The organism is Streptomyces sp. NPDC030798 (assembly GCF_055572275.1).
Genome location: NZ_JBVIDR010000005.1, coordinates 468,857 through 489,764, shown reverse-complemented (window position 1 = coordinate 489,764; position 20,908 = coordinate 468,857). Strand labels below are relative to the sequence as shown.

Below are 20,908 nucleotides of genomic sequence, written 5' to 3'. Positions count from 1 at the left end.
ACCCCCGGGCTGGGCAGAACACTGGGGAGGACGACCAGAAGGGGAGCCGCGCCCGCGTCGGAGCCGTCGGGCGCGGCCGGACCGGGCGGCCGGGCGTGCCGGGGCGCGCCCGGCCGTTCGGCACGGCCGAGTGCGCCCCGCGGGCGAGCCACTGAAAGAGGGGCCGACTGGTGACGAGCGCAGCCGAGCAGCGGGCACGGGCCGCGGGCGGTACCGCCGGGAGCGGGCATCCGGCGGCCGCGGTGAACGGCGCCCGGCGCGCCGCGGTGCCGTCCCCGCCGGTGTGGCCGGGGGCGCCGACCCCGCTGGGGGCCCGGTTCCGGGTGGGTCCGGACGGGGTCGCGGGCACCAACTTCGCGCTGTGGGCGGCCGGGGCGGAGGGGGTCCGGGTGTGCCTGTTCGACGAGCGGGGCCGGGAGACCCAGGTTCCGCTGACCGAACTGACGCACGAGATCTGGCACGGCTTCGTGCCGGGCGTGATGCCCGGGCAGCGCTACGGCTACCGGGTCCAGGGCCGCTGGGACCCGTGGACCGGGGCCCGCTGGAATCCGGCGAAGCTGCTCCTCGACCCCTACGCGCGGGCGGTGGACGGGGAGTTCGGGCTGCCTCCGGAGGTGTACGGGCATGTGCGGGACTGGCCGCAGCAGCAGGTGGCCGACACCGTGCGCGACGACCGGGACTCGGCGCCGTTCGTGCCCAAGGGCGTGGTCGTGCACGATGACGACGACTGGTCCGACGACCGCCGCCCGAAGACGCCGTGGGCGGACTCGGTGATCTACGAGCTGCATGTGCGCGGGTTCACCAAGCTGCACCCGGGCGTCCCCGAGGAGCTGCGCGGCACGTACGCGGGTCTCGCCCACCCGGCCGCCGTGGAGCACCTGGTGAAGCTGGGCGTGACGGCGGTGGAGCTGCTGCCCGTCCACCAGTTCGCGCACGAGGACCATCTGCTGCGCCGGGGGCTGCGCAACTACTGGGGGTACAACTCCATCGGCTACTTCGCCCCGCACGCCGGCTACGCGGCCTCGGGGACGACGGGCCAGCAGGTCGGCGAGTTCAAGCGGATGGTGCGGGCGCTGCACGCGGCGGGCATCGAGGTCGTCCTCGACGTGGTCTACAACCACACGGCCGAGGCGGGCGAACTGGGGCCCACGCTCTCGCTGAAGGGCATCGACAACCGCGGCTACTACCGCCTCCAGCACGACGCCCGCCGGTACGCGGACTACACCGGCTGCGGCAACACGCTGCACGTCGTGCAGCCGCAGGTGCTGCGCCTGATCACGGACTCGCTGCGCTACTGGGTCACCGAGATGGGCGTGGACGGCTTCCGGTTCGACCTCGCGGCCGCGCTGGCCCGCTCGATGCACGACGTCGACATGCTCTCGCCCTTTCTGGCGGTCATCGCCCAGGACCCGGTGCTGCGCCGGGTGAAGCTGATCGCCGAGCCCTGGGACATCGGCTCGGGCGGCTACCAGGTGGGCGCCTTCCCGCCGCTGTGGACGGAGTGGAACGACCGGTACCGCAACGCCGTCCGGGACTTCTGGCGGCACGCCCTGCCCGACGTGCGGGAGATGGGTTACCGGCTGTCGGGCTCCAGCGACCTGTACGCCTGGGGCGGCCGCCGTCCCTACGCCTCCGTCAACTTCGTCACCGCGCACGACGGTTTCACGCTGCGCGACCTGGTGTCGTACGAGCGCAAGCACAACGAGGCCAACGGCGAGGACAACCGGGACGGCACCGACGACAACCGGTCCTGGAACTGCGGGGCGGAGGGCGAGACCGCGGACGAGCGGGTACGGGCTCTGCGGCGCCGGCAGCTCAGGAACCTGCTGACGACGCTCCTGCTGTCCACGGGCGTGCCCATGCTGGTCGCCGGCGACGAGCTCGGCCGCACCCAGGGCGGCAACAACAACGCCTACTGCCAGGACAACGAGATCGGCTGGCTGGACTGGTCGCTGCTGGACGACCCGGCCTGGCGTCCGCTGTTCGACCTGACCTCGCGGCTGATCGCCCTGCGCCACCGGCATCCGGTGCTGCGCCGGCGCGCCTTCTTCTCGGGCCGCGCGCACTCGGCGGACGGGCTGCGCGACCTGGCGTGGTTCACCTCCAGGGGCGCGGAGATGACCGAGGGAGACTGGTACGCCCCCGCCGCCACGCTTGGCATGTATCTGTCGGGTCGGGACATACCGGGCCGTGACGAGCGGGGCGCGCCGGTCCTGGACGACAGCTTCCTCGCCGTCCTGCACGCGGGCGAGCGCCCGACCGCGTTCGTGCTGCCGGGCGCGCCGTGGGCCGAGCGCTACGAGGTCGTGGTCGACACCTCCCGGGAGGAGCAGGCCGAGGCGCCGGGAACGGTCCATCCGGCGGGCACGCAGATCACCGTCCCGGCACGCAGTGTGCTGCTGCTCCGGGTCGCCGACGCCGCGTGACCCCCCTACGTGACGCGGATCACGTCCGGCGAGTGCAGCGCGGACGGGGGTCCAGGGCCTTTCTCCTGGTGTGGACAGCCGGCGAGAACGGGGACCGTGGGAATGGAGCAGGCTCGGGCCGGTGAGTACGACGCGTTCGTGGCGGCCCGCTGGTCGGTGTTGTTCCATCTGGCCCGTCTGCTCACCGGAGGGGATCGGCATCGGGCCGAGGACCTGTTGCAGGACTCCTTGGTCAAGCTGTGGTTCGTCTGGCCGAAGGTCGCCGACGAGGCGCCGGAGGCGTATGTGCGCACGGTGCTGGCCCGGGCCGCGGCCCGCTCGGCCCGCCGGCGCTGGTGGGGCGAGCGGCCCGTGGAGGAGCTGCCCGAGGTGGCGGCGGCCGGTGACGTGTCGGCGACCGTCGCCGAGCGCTCCCGGCTGGAGGCGGCGCTGGCGCAGCTGACCCCGCAGCAGCGGGCCGCCGTCGTACTGCGCTACTACCAGGACCTGCCCGACCGGCAGGTCGCCGAGACCCTGGGCTGCCCGGTGGGTACCGCCCGGTCCCATGCCGCGCGCGGGGTGGCCCGGCTGCGCCGGTTGCTGGCCGACGTCATCGAGCCGGTGGGGTGAGGGAAGAAGCCATGGACCACTTCGAACGGCAGCTCACGCGGCTGATGCACGGCACCCGGGAACCGGCCGCGTTCGAGCCCGGGCAGCGGGAGCGGCTGTACGCGGGGGTGCGCGCCCGGCGCCGGGTGCGCGCCGTCCGCCGGGCCGCCGGGTCGGTGCTGGCGGTCGCCGGGGTCGGGCTGGGGCTGCTGCTGTGGCCGCACGCGCCGGCCGACGACCGGCCGAGCGCCCCGCATCCGCGGCCCGTCATCAGCCCGGCTCCCGCCCCGAGCACGTCCCCGACGCCGGACGACACCTCCGGCCCGACGCCCGGTTCCACCGCGACCACCCGGCTCCCGAACCCGGGCGGCACGAGGGAGACCTCCGTCCCGCCCACGACACCCGGCAGCCCCGGGACGTCACAGCCGCCGCCCCCCACCGACACGGCGACCGCCACCCCCGGAGGCCGTGCCACCACCTCCCCGCCGGCCACCGACTCCGCGACGCCGCCCGGCGTCTCCTCGTCCACGCCCACCTCGGTGGCGGGCACGGCCGGCTGACCACCGGCCGCCGCCGCACGCCCGAGGGCGCCTGCGGCACGCCTCCGACCAGAGAACACAAGGGACTTACGTGATAAAACTCCGATCCCGCCGGACCGGTCCGGCCAGGACACCCCTGCCCCGGCACGCGCCGCTCCCGGCCCCGCACGAGGAGCCCGTCCTGGACCTGGCCGTGCCGGTGTTCAACGAGGAGAAGGCCCTGGAGCCGAACGTCCGGCGGCTGCACGCGCATCTGCGGGACACCTTCCCCTACCCGTTCCGGATCACCGTCGCCGACAACGCCAGCACCGACGGCACCGCGCGCATCGCCGCCCGGCTCGCGCGGGAGCTGGCCGAGGTGGAGTGGACCCGGCTGCCCGAGAAGGGGCGCGGGCGGGCGCTGCGGGCTGTCTGGTCCACCTCGCGGGCGCCCGTGCTGGCGTACACCGACGTGGATCTGTCCACCGGGCTCGCCGCCCTGCTGCCGCTGGTCGCGCCGCTGATCTCGGGCCACTCCGACCTCGCCGTCGGCACCCGGCTGGCGCCCGGCTCCCGGGTGGTGCGTGGCCCGAAGCGGGAGATCATCTCGCGCTGCTACAACGTCCTGCTGCGCTGCACGCTCGCCGTCGGCTTCTCCGACGCGCAGTGCGGGTTCAAGGCGGTGCGGCGCGATGTCGCCGAGCGGCTGCTGCCGCTGGTGCGGGACGGGGAGTGGTTCTTCGACACCGAGTTGCTGGTGCTGGCCGAGCGGGCGGGGCTGCGCATCCACGAGGTGCCGGTGGACTGGGTGGACGACCCCGACAGCCGGGTCGACCTGCTCGCCACCGCGCTGGCCGACCTGCGCGGGATCGCCCGGATGCGCCGGGACGCGGGCCGCCGCCGTACGACGGGACCGGCTGACGTATGACCACGGCCCTGGACCTCGACCCGGAGGCGGCCCCCGAGGAGGGCGCGCCCGGACCGCCCGGACGCCTGAGCGCCGCGCTGCGCCGGCACGGCCCGGTGCTCGCCTTCTACGGCGCCCTGAAGCTCGCCGGTTTCTGCTCCTTCCTGTACCTGCTGGACTCGGCCGGGGACTTCCGCGGCAAGGACCCGCGCTTCGGCGGCGGGGCGCACGTGTGGGACGTGCTGGCCACCTGGGACGGGTGGTGGTACCAGCAGGTCGCGCTGCACGGCTACGACCCCAAACTCGTCCCCGTGCCCGGCGCCACCGGCATGATCACCCTGGAGGGCAACTCGGCGGCGTTCTTCCCGCTGTATCCGGCGCTGATGCGGCTGACGTCCGAGGTCACCGGCCTGGGCTCGTACGGCGCCGGCCTGCTGGTGTCCGTCCTCGCCTCCTTCGCCGCGGCCCTCGGGATCTACGCCGTCGCGGAGTGGTTCGGCGGCCGGCGGGCCGGGCTCGCGGCCGCCGGGCTGTGGGCGGTCTGGCCCGGCTCCGGCGTGGAGTGGGCGGTCTACTCCGACTCGCTCTACGTCGCCCTCGCCGTGTGGGCCTGCTACGCCGTCATGACCCGGCGCTGGCTCACCGCGGGCGTCGTCACCTTCGCGGCCGGCCTCAACCGGCCCACGGCCGCCGCGCTGATCGCCGCGCTCGGCATCGCCGCCCTGCCGGCGCTGCGGGACCGCCGCGACGGCGTCCTGCGCCCGCTGCTCGCCATGGCCCTGGCCCCGCTCGGGCTGCTCGGCTACCTGGGGTGGGTGGGACACCGGATGGGTGACTACGGCGGCTACTTCAAGCTCCAGTCGGGTGCGTGGGCGCACGAGTTCGACTACGGCAGGCAGACCCTGGACGTGCTCACGTCCGTGCCCGTGGGCCACAACACCTACCTGTTCGCCTGGCCCTTCGCGGACGTCGTCGGGGTGGGGGTGGTGCTGCTGGCCCTCGTGCTGCTGCCGCTGCTGTTCCGGCTGCGGCCCCCGCTGGTGCTGGTCGTGCACACCGTGCTGACCCTGGCCCTGGTCCTGGGCAGCCAGCAGATCTTCGCCAACGTCTCGCGCTATCTGCTGCCCTGCTTCCCGCTCTTCCTCCCCCTGGCGGTCGCGATGCGCCGGCTGTCCCTGCCGGTCCAGGGCACGGTGCTGGGCATCGCGGCCCTGGCCTCCGGGTCGTACGCGGGATACGTCCTGTTCGAGCTGGGGGTGCCGTAGGCCCGGCTCCCGGGGGCCTCCTACGCCAGGCTGTCCCGCCACGCGCGGTGCAGGTCGGCGAACCTGCCGGTGCCCTCGACGAGTTCGTCCGGGCGGCCGTCCTCGACGATGCGGCCGTGCTCCATGACCAGGACCCGGTCGGCGATCTCCACCGTGGACAGCCGGTGGGCGATCACCACCGCCGTACGGCCCCGCAGCACGGTCGACATCGCCCGCTGCACGGCCCGCTCCCCCGGGACGTCCAGCGAGCTGGTCGCCTCGTCCAGGATCAGCACCGCCGGGTCGGCGAGCAACGCCCGGGCGAACGCGACGAGTTGGCGCTGCCCGGCCGAGATGCGGCCGCCGCGCTTGCGGACGTCCGTGTCGTACCCGTCGGGCAGGGCGGCGATGAACTCGTGCGCTCCGATCGCCTTCGCCGCCTGTTCGATCTCCTCCCGGGTGGCCTCGGGCCGGCCGATCGCGATGTTGTCCGCGACCGTGCCGGAGAACAGGAACGCCTCCTGGGTCACCATGACCACCCCGCGCCGCAGCTCGGGCGTCGCCAGCTCGCGCAGGTCGACGCCGTCCAGCAGCACGCGTCCTTCGGTGGGGTCGTAGAAGCGGGCGAGCAGCTTGGCCAGGGTCGACTTGCCGGCGCCCGTGGAGCCGACGACGGCGACGGTCTGCCCGGCCGGCAGGGTCAGGTCGAAGCGCGGCAGCACCTCGCCGCCGGTGCGGTAGGCGAAGCGGACCTGGTCGAAGACGACCTCGCGGCCCGGGAACTCACCGCGCAGCGGCGGGAGTTCGCGCGGCCGGGCCGGTTCCGGCACGGACGGCGTCTGCGCCAGCAGCCCGGCGATCTTCTCCAGGGAGGCGGCCGCCGACTGGTAGGAGTTCAGGAACATGCCGAGCCGGTCGATCGGGTCGTACAGCCGGCGCAGGTACAGCACCGCCGCCGCCAGCACCCCCAGCTCCAGCGAGCCGGACGCCACCCGGTAGGCGCCCCACAGCACGATCCCGGCGACCGCCGCGTTGGCCACCAGCCGGGAACCGACCACGTACCGGGCCATCTCCAGCAGCGCGTTGCCGTTGGTCCGCTCGTGCCGCTGGTTCAGCACGGCGAACTCGGCGTCGTTCGCGGCCTCCCGGCGGAAGGCCCGTACCGGCCGGATGCCGTTCATCGTCTCGACGAACTTCACGATGACCGCCGCGATCGCCGTGGACCGCGCCCGGTACACCCGCCCCGCGCGCCGCTGGTAGACCCGCACCAGCAGGTACAGCGGCACGAAGGAGGCCACCGCGACCGCCCCCAGGCCGAGATCCAGCCACAGCAGCATCGCCGAGATGTAGACGAAGGACAGCACGACGGTCACCAGCTCCTGCAGCCCCTCCTCCAGGAGCTCGCGCAGCGACTCGACGTCGGTGGTGGAGCGGGAGATCAGGCGGCCGCTCGTGTATCGCTCGTGGAAGTCGATGCTCAGCGCCTGGGCGTGCCGGAAGATCCGGCCGCGCAGGTCCAGCAGCACGTCCTGGCTGACCCGGGCGGAGGCCTCGATGAACAGGAACTGCAGCCCGCCGGAGAGCAGCGCGCACAGCAGATAACCGACGGCCACGGCGATCAGCGGCCCGTGGTCCCGGTGCCGGAGCGCCGGTACGGCGTTGTCGATGGCGTACGCCACCAGCAGCGGGCCCGCCTGCACCGCCGCCTGCTGCAGGAGCAGCAGGACCGTGGTGACGGTGACGCGGCCCCTCATGGGGGCGAGCAGCGAGCGCAGCAGGCCCGCCGTGGCGCCGGGCGGGGTGGGCAGGACGTCACGGTCGAAGGAGTCGCCGTCGCCGGTGCCCGGCGGGCGCGGAAAGTCGTCTTCCTCGGTTACCGGGGCGGCGGTCGTCGTGGTGGTCATCGGTGGTCCTCCCGTTCCCCGGCCTCTTCCCCGGACATCAGGTGCGCGTACTCGGGGTTGGCGCGCAGCAGTTCCTGGTGGGTGCCGACGGCGGCGATCCGGCCGCCGGACAGCAGCGCGACGCGGTCCGCCAGCAGCACCGTGGACGGGCGGTGGGCCACGATCAGCGCGGTGGTGTCCGCGAGGACCTGGCGCAGCGCGGCCTCCACGGCGGCCTCCGTGTGCACGTCCAGGGCGGACAGCGGGTCGTCCAGCACGAGGAAGCGCGGCCGGCCGACGACCGCGCGGGCCAGTGCGAGGCGCTGGCGCTGCCCGCCGGACAGGCTCAGGCCCTGCTCGCCGACCTGGGTGGCGGTGCCCTGCGGGAGCGCGTGCGCGAACTCGGCCTGGGCGATGGCGAGGGCGCGGCCCAGCTCCGCCTCGCCGGCCCCGTCCGAGGCGCCCATCAGCACGTTCTCGCCGACGCTCGCGGAGAAGAGGGTGGGTTCCTCGAAGGCGACGGCGACCTGCTCGCGCAGTTCCTCGAGTGACATGGCGGTGATGTCGACCCCGTCCAGGGTGATGCGGCCGGAGGAGACCTCGTACAGCCGGGGGACGAGGGCGGTGAGCGTCGTCTTCCCGCTGCCGGTGGCGCCGACGAGGGCCATGGACTCGCCGGGGCGGATGTGCAGGTCGATGCCGTGGAGGAGGGGCGGGGAGTCGGGTGGGGCGTCGGGGTAGCGGAACCGGACGTCGTGGAAGCGGAGCCCGGCGTCGGTGCCGGGCGCCGCACCGGCGGCACGACTGCCCGCGGCCACGTCCTCCGGCTCCTCGTCCATCACCTCGAAGTAGCGTTCCGTGGCCGTCGCCGCCTCCTGGCTCATCGCCAGCAGGAAGCCGATGGAGTCCACCGGCCAGCGCAGCGCCAGCGCCGTGCTCAGGAAGGCGACGAGCGTGCCGGCGGACAGCTGCCCCTCGGCCACCCGGTACGCGCCCAGCACCAGCGCCGCCCCGATCGCCACCTCGGGGAGGGTGACGATGACGCCCCAGATGACCGCGAGCAGCCGCGCCTTGCGCAGTTCGGTGCCGCGCAGCGCGCCCGACAGGTCGCGGAACGCCCGGGCCTGGCTGCGGTGCCGGCCGAACCCCTTGATGATGCGGATGCCGAGCACGCTCTCCTCGACGACCGTCGTCAGGTCCCCGACCTGGTCCTGGGCGCGCCGCGCCGCCTCGGCGTAGCGCCGCTCGAAGACCACGCAGGTCCACAGCACCGGCACGGCGGGCCCGAGGACGACCAGCCCGAGCACCCAGTCCTGCATCAGCATGATCACCACGCCGACGGTGATCGTCACCCCGTTGACCAGCAGGAAGGTCAGCGGGAAGGCGAGGAACATGCGCAGCAGCATCAGGTCGGTAGTGGCCCGGGAGAGCAGCTGGCCCGAGGCCCACCGGTCGTGGAAGGACACCGGCAGCCGCTGCAGCCGGCGGTACAGGGCCGCCCGCATCTCCGCCTCGACGTGCGACAGCGGGCGGGCGACCAGCCAGCGCCGTATGCCGAACAGGACCGCCTCGGCGATGCCGAGCAGCAGCAGGCAGAGCGCGCCGAGCCGGACCCCCGCCGGGTCCCGGTCGGCGACCGGTCCGTCGACCATCCACTTCAGGACGAGCGGGATCACCAGCCCCGCGCAGGAGGCGATGATCGCGACGAACGCGGCCGTGAACAGCCGGGCCCGCACGGGACGGACGTACGGCCACAGCCGCAGCAGGGTGCGGACGGCGGAGCGGTCCTCGGTGGTTGCACGTGTCGTGGGCATCATCGCGAGCCTACGGACCGGCACTGACATCGCCCACCGAGTTTCGGCCGGACAGGGGTCGGTCGCTGGTCCTACGACCTGCGCGTTCGAGGAACCGGGCAGGGCAGTCGTACCCCGGCATCAACCGATCGGACGATGCCGTCCCGAGCGGACCGGCGAGGTGCCGGCCCTCGTCGCCAAGAGCACGTCGAACCGGGAGATCGCGCGCGAACTGTTCATCAGCGAGGCCACGGTGAAGACCCACCTCACCCACCCGTACGCCAAACTGGGCGTCAGCGACCGTGCGGCGGCGGTGGCGACGGCGTACGACCGGGGAATCCTCGGCTGACGGAGTCGGCACCTGCCGCTTTATTGGATGGAGCGGCCCTCCCCGCTCTCGATACCGTCGCAACGTCCCGGCGGGGCGAGCGGATCGAGGAGTGGATGATCGACGCGTACGAGGATCCGGGGGAGCCCGACACGCGGGGCGGCTGGCGGTTCCTGTGGTGGCTGGTGCTGCGGCAGCCGGGGCGGGCGGTGGCCGGGGCGTTGCTGGGCAGCGTGTGGATGGTGCTGCTGGCCGCGCAGCCGTACATGATGGCGCGGGCCGTGGACGACGGGCTGATGCCGGGCCGCATGGGGGTGCTGGCCGCGTGGACGGCCGCGATGTTCGCCCTCGGGTCGCTGAACGCCTGGCTGAGCATCATGCGGCACCGCACCATGACCCGGGTGCGGATGGACGCCAACTTCCGCACGGTCAAGCTGGTGGTGGGCCATGCGACGCGGCTCGGGGCGGTGCTGGCGCGGCGGACCGGCGCGGGCGAGGTCGTCACCATCGGGGTGGGTGACGTGCAGACCCTGGCGCTGGCGCTGACCGTGGTCGGGCCCGGGGTGGGTTCGGTCGTGGTCTACCTGGTGGTGGCCGGGCTGCTGCTGGCGATCTCGGCGCCGCTCGCCGCGGTGGTGCTGCTCGGGGTGCCGGTGATCGCGCTGCTCACCGGTCCGCTGACGCTGCGGCTGCAGGGCGCGGAGAGCGAGTACCGGGAGCGGCAGGGGGTGCTCGCGGCCCGGATCGGGGACCTCGCGGGCGGGCTGCGCGTGCTCAACGGGCTCGGCGGCAAGGGGCTGTTCGCCGACGCCTTCCGGGCGGACTCGCAGCGGCTGCGCGCGCAGGGGTACCGGGTGGGCGCGGTGGCGAGCTGGGTGCAGGCGCTCGGGGTGGGCCTGCCCACGCTGTTCCTGGCCGTGGTGACCTGGCTCGCGGCCCGGCTGACCGCCGAAGGCAGCATCAGTGTCGGCCAGTTGGTGGCCGTCTACGGCTATGTGGCGGTGCTGATCGGTCCGGTGGCGTTCTTCGTGCAGATGGCCTACGACCTGAACCGGGGCGTGGTGGCCGCCCGCCGCGTCGTAGGGCTGCTGCGGCTGGAGCCGGAGCCCGACGAGGGCACGCTGCCGGCGCCGGCCGGGGCCGCCGAGCTGTGTGATCCGGTGTCCGGGGTGCGGGTGGCGCCGGGGCGGCTCGTCGCGCTCGCCGCCGCCCGGCCCGCCGAGGCCGCCGCCGTCGTCGACCGCCTCGGCCGGTACGGCGCCACGGACGCGACCTGGGGCGGGGTACGGCTGGACGCCGTGCCGCTGGCCGACGTGCGGGCCCGCATCCTGGTCGCGGACAACGAGGCGGACCTGTTCGCCGGGCCGCTCAGGGAGGTCGTGGCCGCCGCGCATCCGGCCGACGAGGCCGCGCTCGGCCGGGCGGTGCACGCGGCCGCCGCCGACGACGTCGTCCGCGGGCTGCCGGACGGGCTGGACTCGGCCGTCGCCGGGCAGGGCCGCAGCCTCTCCGGAGGGCAGCGGCAGCGGGTCCGGCTGGTGCGGGCGCTGCTGGCCGACCCCGAGGTGCTGCTCGCCGTCGAACCGACCTCGGCGCTGGACGCGCACACCGAGGCGACGGTCGCCGAACGGCTGCGCGCAGCGCGACAGGACCGTACGACGGTGGTGACGAGCACCTCGCCGCTGGTGCTGGACCGCGCGGACACGGTGCTGTTCCTCGTCGACGGCAAGGTCGCGGCGAGCGGTCCGCACCGGCGGCTGCTCGCCGAGAGCCGGGATACCGGGCCCTGGTGGCCCGCGACGCCGAGGACGCCGAGGAGGTCGTGCGGTGACGACGGGTGAGGGGCTGCTGCCGGTCGCGGACCGGGCCGGGGTGCGGCGGGCCACCGTGGGGCTGGTGCGGGCCGACGGGCGGGCGTTCGCCGGCACGCTGGTGCTCAACGCGCTGGCGGCCGGGGCGGGGCTGGCCGGGCCGTGGCTGGTCGGGCGGATCGTCGACGAGGTGCGGGCCGGGCACGGGACCGGGGCGGTGGACCGGCTGGCACTGTGGATCCTGCTGTGCGCGCTGGCCCAGCTGCTGCTGGCCCGCTGGGCGCGGTACGTGGGGCACCGGTTCGGGGAGCGGACGCTGGCCCGGGTGCGCGAGAGCTACGTCGACCGGGTGCTGGCGCTGCCCGCGTCGACGGTGGAGCGGGCCGGCACCGGTGACCTGACCGCGCGCGGCACGGCCGACGTGGCGACCGTGGGCATCACGCTGCGTGACGTCGGCCCGGAGCTGCTGGTGTGCACCGTGCAGGCGCTGTTCGTGCTCGGCGCGGTGTTCGCGCTGAATCCGCTGCTGGGCCTGTTCGGGGTGCTGGGCCTGATGCCGATCTGGCCGGCGCTGCGCTGGTATCTGCGCCGGGCCCGGGACGGGTACCTCGCCGAGGGCGCGGCCACCTCCGAGGTCGCCGAGATCGTGGCGGCCACGGCGGCCGGGGCGCGGACGGTGGAGGCGTTCCGGCTGCAGGCGCGGCGGATCGGGGCCGGCCGGGACGCGCTGGAGCGGTCGCGGCGCACGCGCTTCTACACGCTGCGCCTGCGGTCGGTGTTCTTCCCGGCGGTCGAGGTGACGTACACCGTGCCGGTGGTGGGCGTGCTGCTGGCCGGTGGGTGGCTGCACGAGCGGGGGGCGGTGGGCGTGGGCGCGGTGGTGGCCGCCGCGCTGTACCTGCGGCAGTTCACCGAGCCGCTGGACCAGATCCTGATGCGGGTGGAGCACCTGCAGAGCAGCGGTGCCTCGTTCGCCCGGGTCGAGGGGCTGGCGCAGGCGCCGCGCGCGGACGCGGAGGGCGCCTGTCCGGAGCCGGCGGACGACCGGATCGACGTGCGCGGGGTGCGGTACGCCTACGAGCGCGGCGGCGAGGTGCTGAGCGGGGTGGACCTGACGGTACGGCCCGGGGAGCGGCTGGCCGTGGTCGGGCCGTCGGGCGCGGGCAAGACCACACTCAGCAGGCTTCTCGCGGGCATCGACTCACCGGGGTCGGGCACGGTGACGGTGGGCGGCGTGCCGATCGCGTCGCTGGAACCCGAGCGCCTGCGCCGGCAGGTGGTGCTGGTCACCCAGGAGCACCACGTGTTCCTCGGCTCGGTCCGCGACAACCTCCGCATCGCCGAACCGGCGGCTACGGACGCCGATCTGTGGAACGCGCTGGCGGCCGTGGGCGCCGACGACTGGGTCCGCGCCCTGCCGTCCTGCCTGGACACCTTGCTCGGCCCGGGCGGCCACCCCACCGACGGCTCGCAGGCCCAGCAACTCGCGCTGGCCCGGGTGGTGCTGGCCGACCCGCACACCCTCATCCTCGACGAGGCCACCGCCCTCCTCGACCCCACCACGGCCCGCCACACCGAACGTGCCCTGGCGGCCGTCCTGGAGTCCCGCACGGTGATCGCCATCGCCCACCGGCTGCACACCGCCCACGACGCGGACCGCGTGGCGGTCATGCAGAACGGCCGGCTGACCGAACTGGGCACCCACGACTCCCTGGTCGCAGCGGGCGGGGCCTACGCGTCCCTGTGGCGCACCTGGCACGGGGACGCACCCGGGGAGGCGCCTGAGGACCTGTCGTTCCCCGGGTCCGCCCAGCCCTCGATGTTGGAGTGGGACTCGTAGGAGTAGCGCGTCCCACGCGTCCACTCCTCCCCGGTGAGCCGCTCGTACGCCCGGTCGGGCACGTACAGCAGCCGCTCCGCCCACACCGGGCCGGTGGCATGGGGGACGAAGCGCGCGGGGTCGCCCAGCACGGCCTCGTACTCCGCGCGCCCCGCCGCCACGACCGCGGCGCGCGTGTACAGGAACGCGTCCCCCGACAGGCCCTCGCCGTACTCCCGTCGGTCCAGCCGGTGGAGCGCCCAGGCCAGTTGCTCGGCGAAGCCGATGACCGTCGCGAGCGGGCCCGCGGACAGCCGGGCGGTCAGGGCCGGGGCGAGCCGGTGCGCCTCGGGGTCGGGCGTGCCGTCGCCGCATGTCTCGATCAGCCGCCAGAAGGAGTCCTCGTTCACGGCGGACAGCCTGCCCCACGGCACTGACAGGGCACGGGGGCGGGGCGCTGACGCGGTGCGGAGGCCGGGGTGGCGCAGTTCGGCCAGCTGTCCGGATAGCGAACATGAGCATCCGGACAACGGACCATTTCCGGCCAAGTTTCTGACGCGGTCCTGACAGGTGCGCTGATCACCTGTCACTCTTCCCACGGCCGACGCACAGCGACCCCACAGATTTCGCACGCTCCGCGTCGGACCGGTTCCGCACCTGCACGTGGTTCGCGCACCACCCCTGTTCTGCCCGGACGTCACCCACCGTCCGGTCTCCCCTGGCCGCGCACCCCGCGGTCACGCAGAAGGAGTCAGTGTGAGCAGCACCTCTCGCAGACGCACCTCCCACACCCCGCACCGCCGCACCGCCACCGTCGCCCTCGCCGGCGTCGCCGCGCTGATCGCCGCAGCCGTCCAGGCGGGCGCCGCCCACGCCACCCCGGCCACCGCGCCCAAGGCGGGCCAGGTCGATCCCGCCCACGCGGCCCTCCGCCTCTCCCCCTCGCAGCGCGCCGAACTGCTGCGCCACGCGGACGCCGAGAAGGCCGCGACGGCGCGGTCCCTCGGCCTCGGCAGCAAGGAGAAGCTGGCCGTCCGGGACGTCGTCAAGGACGCCGACGGCACCCTCCACACCCGCTACGAGCGCACCTACGCGGGTCTGCCCGTCCTCGGGGGCGACCTCGTCGTCGACACCACCGGGTCCGGTGCCACCAAGCGCGTCATCAAGGCGAGCAACGCCACCCTGAACGTCGCCGGGCTCACCCCCGCCGTCACGAAGGCCGCCGCCGAGAGGCAGGCCGTGCGGCGCGCCCGGGCCCTCGGCAGCACCAAGTCGGCCGCGGACAGCGTGCGCAAGGTGATCTGGGCGGCGAGCGGCAAGCCGGTCCTCGCCTACGAGACGGTCGTCGGCGGCCTCCAGGACGACGGCACCCCGAACCAGTTGCACGTCATCACCGACGCCGCCACCGGCAAGAAGCTCTTCGAGTACCAGGGCATCCGCACCGGCATCGGCAACACCCAGTACAGCGGCCAGGTGACGCTGACCACGACCCAGTCGGGCTCGACGTACACGCTGAACGACGGGGCGCGCGGCGGCCACAAGACGTACAACCTGAACCACGGCAGCTCGGGCACCGGCACCCTGTTCTCCCAGTCCAGCGACACCTGGGGCAACGGCACCACGTCCAACGCCGCCACCGCGGGCGCGGACGCGCACTACGGCGCGGCGGTCACCTGGGACTTCTACAAGAACACCTTCGGCCGCAGCGGCATCAAGAACAACGGCGTCGGCGCCTACTCCCGCGTCCACTACGGCAACTCGTACGTGAACGCCTTCTGGGACGACAGCTGCTTCTGCATGACCTACGGCGACGGCTCCGGCAACGCCGACCCGCTGACCTCGCTGGACGTCGCGGGGCACGAGATGAGCCACGGCGTCACCTCCAACACCGCCGGCCTGGAGTACTCCGACGAGTCGGGCGGCCTGAACGAGGCCACCTCCGACATCTTCGGCACCGGCGTGGAGTTCTACGCCAACAACTCCTCGGACGTCGGCGACTACCTCATCGGCGAGAAGATCGACATCAACGGCGACGGCACCCCGCTGCGCTACATGGACAAGCCCAGCAAGGACGGCGGCTCCGCCGACTCCTGGTACTCGGGCGTCGGCAACCTCGACGTGCACTACTCCTCGGGCATCGCCAACCACTTCTTCTACCTGCTGTCCGAGGGCAGCGGCGCCAAGGTCATCAACGGCGTGAGCTACAACTCACCGACCGCGGACGGGCTTCCGGTCACCGGCATCGGCCGGGACAAGGCGCTGCAGATCTGGTACCGGGCGCTCACCACCAAGTTCACCTCCACCACCAACTACGCGGGCGCCCGCACCGGCACCCTGGCGGCGGCCGGTGAGCTGTACGGCACCTCGAGCGCCGAGTACAAGGCGGTGCAGGACGCCTGGGCGGCCGTGAAGGTCGGCTCCCGCTCCGGCGGCGGGGGCGGCGGCGGAACGTCGTACGAGAACAACACCCCGCTGTCGATTCCGGACAACGGGCCCGCCGTCACCTCGAACATCACCGTCTCCGGCAGAAGCGGAAACGCGCCGAGCAACCTCCAGGTGAGCGTGGACATCTCGCACACCTGGCGGGGCGACCTGGTGATCGACCTCATCGGTCCGTCGGGCACCGCGTACCGGCTGAAGAACTTCTCGTCCTCGGACTCGGCGGACAACGTCAACGAGACCTACACGGTCAACGCGTCCTCCGAACCGGCCAACGGCACCTGGAAGCTGAAGGTGCAGGATCAGGCCAGGTACGACACGGGCACGCTCAACGACTGGAAGCTGACGTTCCCGTAGAACGCAGGCCGCCGGCCCGGCAACAGAGCGCCGCCCGGGGGTGCACCTCGTCCCGGGCGGCGCCTTGTTACACACGTGAAACGTTCACCGGTCAGTCGACTTTCGGTCAACATCACATCAGGGTCCTGACATGTGCACGCCCTTGATGTCACTCTCTCTCCACCCGCCGCAGCAGCACCGCAACTTCACAACGCCACATGCTCCGGGCAGTAACCCCACGCTGACCGGACTCCCCCACAAGAAGGAGCTTCTGTGAGCCCCCTCTACGCGCGTCACAAGCGCACCACTCTGGCCATCGCCACCGCTGTCGCCGCCGGAGCCCTCCTCTCCACCGGTCTGACCACCAGTGCCTCCGCCCAGACCCCCGCGGAGTCCGCCAAGCCCCTGGCCGCCGCGCCGACCGCGCTGTCCGCCGCTGCGCGCACCTCCCTGATCCAGAAGGCCGAGGCCGGGGCGTCCGAGACCGCCCGGTCCATAGGCCTCGGCGCCAAGGAGAAGCTCGTCGTCAAGGACGTCGTCAAGGACGCCGACGGCACGCTCCACACCCGCTACGAGCGCACCTACGCCGGGCTGCCCGTCCTCGGCGGCGACCTGATCGTCCACACCGCCAAGTCCGGCAGGACGGAGGGCGTCACCAAGGCGGCCAAGTCGGCCATCAAGGTGGCCTCGCTCAAGCCCCAGATCACCGCCGCCAAGGCCGAGAAGCAGGCCGTGGGCGCCGCCAAGACCCTCGGCTCCGCCAAGACCTCGGCGGACGGCGCCCGCAAGGTCATCTGGGCCGGCTCCGGCAAGCCCGTCCTCGCCTACGAGACGGTCGTCGGCGGCCTCCAGGACGACGGCACCCCGAACCAGCTGCACGTCATCACCGACGCCGCCACCGGCAAGAAGCTCTTCGAGTACCAGGGCATCGAGAACGCGACCGGCACCGGCAAGACGCTGTACTCCGGCACCGTCAGCCTGAACACCACCCTGTCGGGCTCGACGTACCAGCTGTACGACACCACGCGCGGCGGCCACAAGACGTACAACCTGGCCCACCGGACCTCGGGCACCGGCTCGCTGTTCACCGACTCCGACAACGTGTGGGGCACCGGCAGCGCCTCCAGCTCCTCCACCGACCAGACGGCGGCGGCCGACGCCGCCTACGGCGCGCAGGAGACCTGGGACTTCTACAAGAGCACCTTCGGCCGCAGCGGCATCAAGAACAACGGCGTCGGCGCCTACTCGCGCGTCCACTACGGCAACTCGTACGTGAACGCCTTCTGGGACGACAGCTGCTTCTGCATGACCTACGGCGACGGCGAGGGCAACGTCAGCCCGCTGACCTCGCTGGACGTGGCCGGCCACGAGATGAGCCACGGCGTCACCGCGAACACCGCGGGCCTGAACTACTCCGGTGAGTCCGGCGGCCTGAACGAGGCCACCTCCGACATCTTCGGCACCGGCGTGGAGTTCTTCGCGAACAACGCCTCCGACAAGGGCGACTACCTCATCGGCGAGAAGATCGACATCAACGGCGACGGCACCCCGCTGCGCTACATGGACAAGCCCAGCAAGGACGGCGGCTCGGCGGACTACTGGTCCTCCTCGGTCGGCACCAAGGACGTCCACTACTCGTCCGGCGTCGCCAACCACTTCTTCTACCTGCTGTCCGAGGGCAGCGGCGCGAAGACGATCAACGGGGTGTCGTACAACTCCCCGACGTACAACGGCTCCACGGTCACCGGCATCGGCCGCGCCAAGGCGCTGCAGATCTGGTACAAGGCGCTGACGTCGTACATGACGTCGACGACCAACTACAAGGCCGCCCGCACGGCGACCCTGAACGCGGCGTCCGCGCTGTACGGCTCCTCCAGCACCGAGTACCAGACGGTGGCGGCCGCCTGGTCGGCGGTCAACGTCAACTAGGACCGGCAGGACAACCAGGACGAAAAGGCAAGCCGCGGACTGGGGCGGCACCCGGGCGGAGGACTCCCCGGGTGCCGCCCTACCCTTGTGACCCATGTCCCCGGCGCCCTTCACCTACGAGCCGGTCGGCGCGACCCGCGACGACCTCACCTTCTGCCCGCCCGGCTTCCACCCCATGCTCGTCCGCACCCGCCTCGGCGAGGGCGAGCAGGTCTTCCACCGGGCCGCCGAGGCGGTCCTCACCTGGGAGATGCACCGGGCGATGGGCGTCGGCATCGACGCCACCGCCGACCGGGCGGCCCCCGGCGTCGACGTCACCGTCACCCTGGCCGGCCTGATCAAGGCGCCCTGCCGCATCGTGTGGACCACCGAGGACCACCGCCGCGCCGGCTGGGCCTACGGCACCCTCCAGGGCCACCCCGAATGCGGCGAGGAGGCCTTCGTCGTCGACCGCACGGGCGACGGCACGGTCTGGCTCACGGTCGCCGCCTTCAGCCGCCCCACCAAGTGGTACGCCCGCGCGGGCGGAGCGGCGACCCGGGGCCTGCAGCACGCGTACGCGCGCCGCTGCGGAACGGTACTGCGACGCCTGTGCACCGGGCAGGAGGGGGACTGACCCTCCGGGCCGGTCGGGGGCTGCAGCGTCTCCTGTGGCCCTGCCGCGACGATCTCGCGAAGCGCCGCCACCATGGCGGGCACCCCGGGCTCGGGCACGAGTACGAGGTCCGGCCACGCGAAGACGACCCCGCCGCCGCACTCACGGCTCGCCTTCCAGCGCCTCAGCACTTGGTCGACCGCTTCGTCCTCCATGGGGCCCATGGACCTCCACGGGTCACATCGTGCACGTCCTCCACCGGACGTCCGCGCGCGACCAGGCCGGGTCAGCGCAGCCGAGGTGGGGTCCAGTCGTGGTGGCGGAGGATCATGCGCACGGTGGCGCGGGAGGGTGTGAGTCGCATCGCCGTGTTGCGCAGGGCGACGGCCAGGGGATGGGAAAGTCGCTGTCCCATTCGCCCCGCCTGCCGGGCGGCCCGGACGACAGCCTGGCTGCGCGGTCGTCGCTCGGTGTCGTAGCGGACCAGCGCCGCTTCGACGGTGGGCTCGTCGGCGAGCGCGGCGGCCAGGGTGACCGCGTCCTCCAGCGCCTGGCAGGCGCCCTGCCCGAGGTGGGGTGTCATCGCGTGCGCCGCGTCGCCGAGCAGTGCGATGCGGCCGGCCGTGTACGAGGCGAGCGGGGTGCGGAGTTCGTTGACGTCGTGGTGCAGCACGGCGCCGGGCCGGGTCGCGTCGAGCAGCGCGGGGATCGGCTCGTGCCAGTCGTGGAACCGTCGGCGCAGTTCGGTCAGCGGATCGGCGAAGCGTGTCCCGGCGGGGAGGTTGAGCACGGCGTGCCACTCGGCCCGCCCGTCCCGGAAGGCGATGTGCCCGAACTCGGCGCCCCGCCCCCAGGTCAGCTCGAAGTCGCCGGGCACGTCGACCGGTTGCTCCGTCACGGCGCGCAGCACCGTGGAGCCGCTGTGGACGGGGCCGGGGTGGGCCGGGAAGAGCAGGCCGCGCACCTTGCTGCCGATTCCGTCCGCCGCCACCACCAGTGCGGCGTCCAGCATCGTGTCACCGCAACCGACACGCACCTTCCCGGGGCCGATCTGCTGGACCGAGCCGGCCTCGGAGCCGAGCTGCAGTGCCCCGGCGGGCAGCGACTCGCGAAGCAGCTGGTGCAGGGTGGAGCGCGGGATGCCCATGATCGGCGTGCCGACCGCCCTCTCCAGCGCCGCGCCGTCCATCCGGGCCAGCCAAGCACCCGCCGGCGTGCGGGTGCCGCCGCTGTACTGACCCCGCGAGGCCGCCCGCACCGCCTCGCCCACGCCGAGTTCGTCCAGTGCCCGAAGGCCGTTGGCGGCCAGCGAGATGCCCGCTCCCGCGTCGTCGAGCACGGACGCGCGCTCGAGCACCGTCACCTGCCAGCCGATGCGGTGCAGACCGATCGCGGCGGCCAGCCCTCCGATCCCCCCTCCGACGACCACTGCCGTGTTCCCCATGCCGAACCCCCGCCTCTTTCTACACCTGTAGAAGAACGACACTACCTGAAGCTCTACAGGTGTAGAAAGGAGCCATGGCTTCGGATCGGCGCACCCTTCTCGCGGACGCAGCTCTCGCCGTACTCGCCGACGAGGGGATGCGCGGCCTGACCCACCGCGCGGTCGACCGCAGAGCGGCCATGCCGCCCGGCACCACGTCGGCGTACTTCCGCACCCGAGCCGCACTGCTCACCGGACTCGTCACCCGCCTTGTCCAGCTCGACCAGGCGGAACTGCAGGCGACGGCAGAGCAGTTCCCACCCCTCCGCACGGCCGAGGAACTGGTGGACGGCATCGCGCTGCTCACCCGGCAGCGACTCACCGGCGAGGGCCGCCGCCGCTCCCTCGCCCGCTATGCCTGCGCCGTCGAGAGCGTCCGCGACCCGGAACTGCGCGAGATCCTCGTCCCCCGCGAGAACGCCGGCCGCGAAGCCGTCCGCCTCTTCCTCGCCGGCCAAGGCGTAACGGACGTCGAGAACCGCACCCACACCCTGCTGACCTGCATCGACGGACTGGTCTTCGACGGGCTCGTCACTGGAGGAGCCGTACCACGCGAAGCCCTCGAAGGCCTGGTGACCGCCGCCCTGCGCGGACCGACCACCTCGGCCCCGACCTGAGGGTCGGCCATGAAGCGGCGGTGCGCTCCGCACAGGCAACACCATGACGCGAGCCCCGCTGTCGAAGCTCCTCGTTACCCTTTGGAAATCAGCACGGAATCCCGATGTGCGACTCCCGACCCGGCACAGTCCGAGTCCCTGGGACGTGACCAGATGTCGTAACTGCGACACGCCACGAGCCCGTCGCCGTGG

The 20,908-nt window shown here is 73.2% G+C and carries 14 protein-coding genes and 2 pseudogenes; 12 read left to right on the top strand and 4 right to left on the bottom strand.

Annotated elements, in window-relative coordinates; genetic code table 11:
* Positions 1 to 170 precede the first annotated feature (170 nt).
* The 5 genes from glgX (at position 171) to ACZ404_RS15195 (ending at position 5,704) form a co-directional block, all read left to right on the top strand.
* Complete coding sequence (gene glgX / locus ACZ404_RS15215; RefSeq protein WP_468439792.1) at positions 171 to 2,426, top strand: glycogen debranching protein GlgX; 2,256 nt, start codon at positions 171 to 173, stop codon at positions 2,424 to 2,426.
* Positions 2,427 to 2,528: 102 nt separating this feature from the next.
* A complete protein-coding gene (locus tag ACZ404_RS15210; RefSeq protein ID WP_468439790.1) occupies positions 2,529 to 3,035 on the top strand; it encodes a SigE family RNA polymerase sigma factor in 507 nt (168 codons plus the stop codon).
* Positions 3,036 to 3,046: 11 nt separating this feature from the next.
* On the top strand, positions 3,047 to 3,574 hold the full coding sequence (locus ACZ404_RS15205; protein ID WP_468439788.1) for a hypothetical protein: 528 nt from the start codon (positions 3,047 to 3,049) through the stop codon (positions 3,572 to 3,574).
* A 70-nt stretch (positions 3,575 to 3,644) separates the two neighbouring features.
* Positions 3,645 to 4,460: a dolichyl-phosphate beta-glucosyltransferase gene (locus ACZ404_RS15200; protein WP_468439786.1), complete on the top strand. Its 816-nt coding sequence runs from the start codon at positions 3,645 to 3,647 to the stop codon at positions 4,458 to 4,460.
* Positions 4,457 to 5,704 (top strand): hypothetical protein, encoded by a 1,248-nt coding sequence (locus ACZ404_RS15195; protein WP_468439784.1) that lies wholly within the window; start codon positions 4,457 to 4,459, stop codon positions 5,702 to 5,704. Before ACZ404_RS15200 ends, ACZ404_RS15195 begins: the two co-directional genes overlap by 4 nt.
* 20 nt (positions 5,705 to 5,724) lie before the next feature.
* Here the strand turns inward: ACZ404_RS15195 and ACZ404_RS15190 are convergent, their stop codons facing one another.
* A complete protein-coding gene (locus ACZ404_RS15190) occupies positions 5,725 to 7,587 on the bottom strand; it encodes an ABC transporter ATP-binding protein (RefSeq protein ID WP_468439782.1) in 1,863 nt (620 codons plus the stop codon).
* Positions 7,584 to 9,380: an ABC transporter ATP-binding protein gene (locus ACZ404_RS15185; protein WP_468439780.1), complete on the bottom strand. Its 1,797-nt coding sequence runs from the start codon at positions 9,378 to 9,380 to the stop codon at positions 7,584 to 7,586. The genes ACZ404_RS15190 and ACZ404_RS15185 overlap by 4 nt, the downstream gene beginning before the upstream one ends.
* A gap of 148 nt (positions 9,381 to 9,528) precedes the next feature.
* On the opposite strand from ACZ404_RS15185, the pseudogene ACZ404_RS15180 reads away from it, so the two are divergent.
* The 3 genes and pseudogenes from ACZ404_RS15180 to ACZ404_RS15170 all read left to right on the top strand — a co-directional run.
* Positions 9,529 to 9,708, top strand: a pseudogene (locus ACZ404_RS15180) (response regulator transcription factor); the annotation flags it as partial.
* Positions 9,709 to 9,803: 95 nt separating this feature from the next.
* A pseudogene (locus ACZ404_RS15175) lies at positions 9,804 to 11,518 on the top strand (ABC transporter transmembrane domain-containing protein).
* The gene (locus tag ACZ404_RS15170; protein ID WP_468439778.1) at positions 11,515 to 13,338 is read left to right on the top strand and encodes an ABC transporter ATP-binding protein; all 1,824 of its coding nucleotides are present in this window, start codon (positions 11,515 to 11,517) and stop codon (positions 13,336 to 13,338) included. The pseudogene ACZ404_RS15175 and the gene ACZ404_RS15170 overlap by 4 nt, the downstream one beginning before the upstream one ends.
* Here ACZ404_RS15170 and ACZ404_RS15165 read toward each other — a convergent pair.
* Positions 13,230 to 13,727 carry a DUF4240 domain-containing protein gene (locus ACZ404_RS15165; RefSeq protein ID WP_468439776.1) on the bottom strand — a complete coding sequence of 166 codons (498 nt, stop codon included), beginning with the start codon at positions 13,725 to 13,727 and terminating at the stop codon, positions 13,230 to 13,232. The genes ACZ404_RS15170 and ACZ404_RS15165 overlap by 109 nt on opposite strands.
* Positions 13,728 to 14,073: 346 nt before the next feature.
* On the opposite strand from ACZ404_RS15165, the gene ACZ404_RS15160 reads away from it, so the two are divergent.
* The 3 genes from ACZ404_RS15160 (at position 14,074) to ACZ404_RS15150 (ending at position 18,637) form a co-directional block, all read left to right on the top strand.
* Positions 14,074 to 16,113, top strand: coding sequence for a M4 family metallopeptidase (locus ACZ404_RS15160; protein ID WP_468439774.1), 2,040 nt, complete (start codon positions 14,074 to 14,076; stop codon positions 16,111 to 16,113).
* A gap of 252 nt (positions 16,114 to 16,365) precedes the next feature.
* Positions 16,366 to 18,021, top strand: a complete 1,656-nt coding sequence (locus ACZ404_RS15155; protein ID WP_468439772.1) for a M4 family metallopeptidase — start codon at positions 16,366 to 16,368, stop codon at positions 18,019 to 18,021.
* A gap of 94 nt (positions 18,022 to 18,115) precedes the next feature.
* On the top strand, positions 18,116 to 18,637 hold the full coding sequence (locus ACZ404_RS15150; RefSeq protein WP_468439771.1) for a DUF1990 domain-containing protein: 522 nt from the start codon (positions 18,116 to 18,118) through the stop codon (positions 18,635 to 18,637).
* A gap of 265 nt (positions 18,638 to 18,902) precedes the next feature.
* Here ACZ404_RS15150 and ACZ404_RS15145 read toward each other — a convergent pair whose 3' ends face one another.
* Positions 18,903 to 20,060, bottom strand: a complete 1,158-nt coding sequence (locus tag ACZ404_RS15145) for an FAD-dependent monooxygenase (RefSeq protein WP_468439769.1) — start codon at positions 20,058 to 20,060, stop codon at positions 18,903 to 18,905.
* Positions 20,061 to 20,134: 74 nt separating this feature from the next.
* Here ACZ404_RS15145 and ACZ404_RS15140 point away from each other — a divergent pair, with 74 nt between their 5' ends.
* Entirely contained in the window at positions 20,135 to 20,716 is a 582-nt protein-coding gene (locus tag ACZ404_RS15140; protein WP_468439767.1) for a TetR/AcrR family transcriptional regulator, read from the top strand.
* Positions 20,717 to 20,908 lie beyond the last annotated feature (192 nt).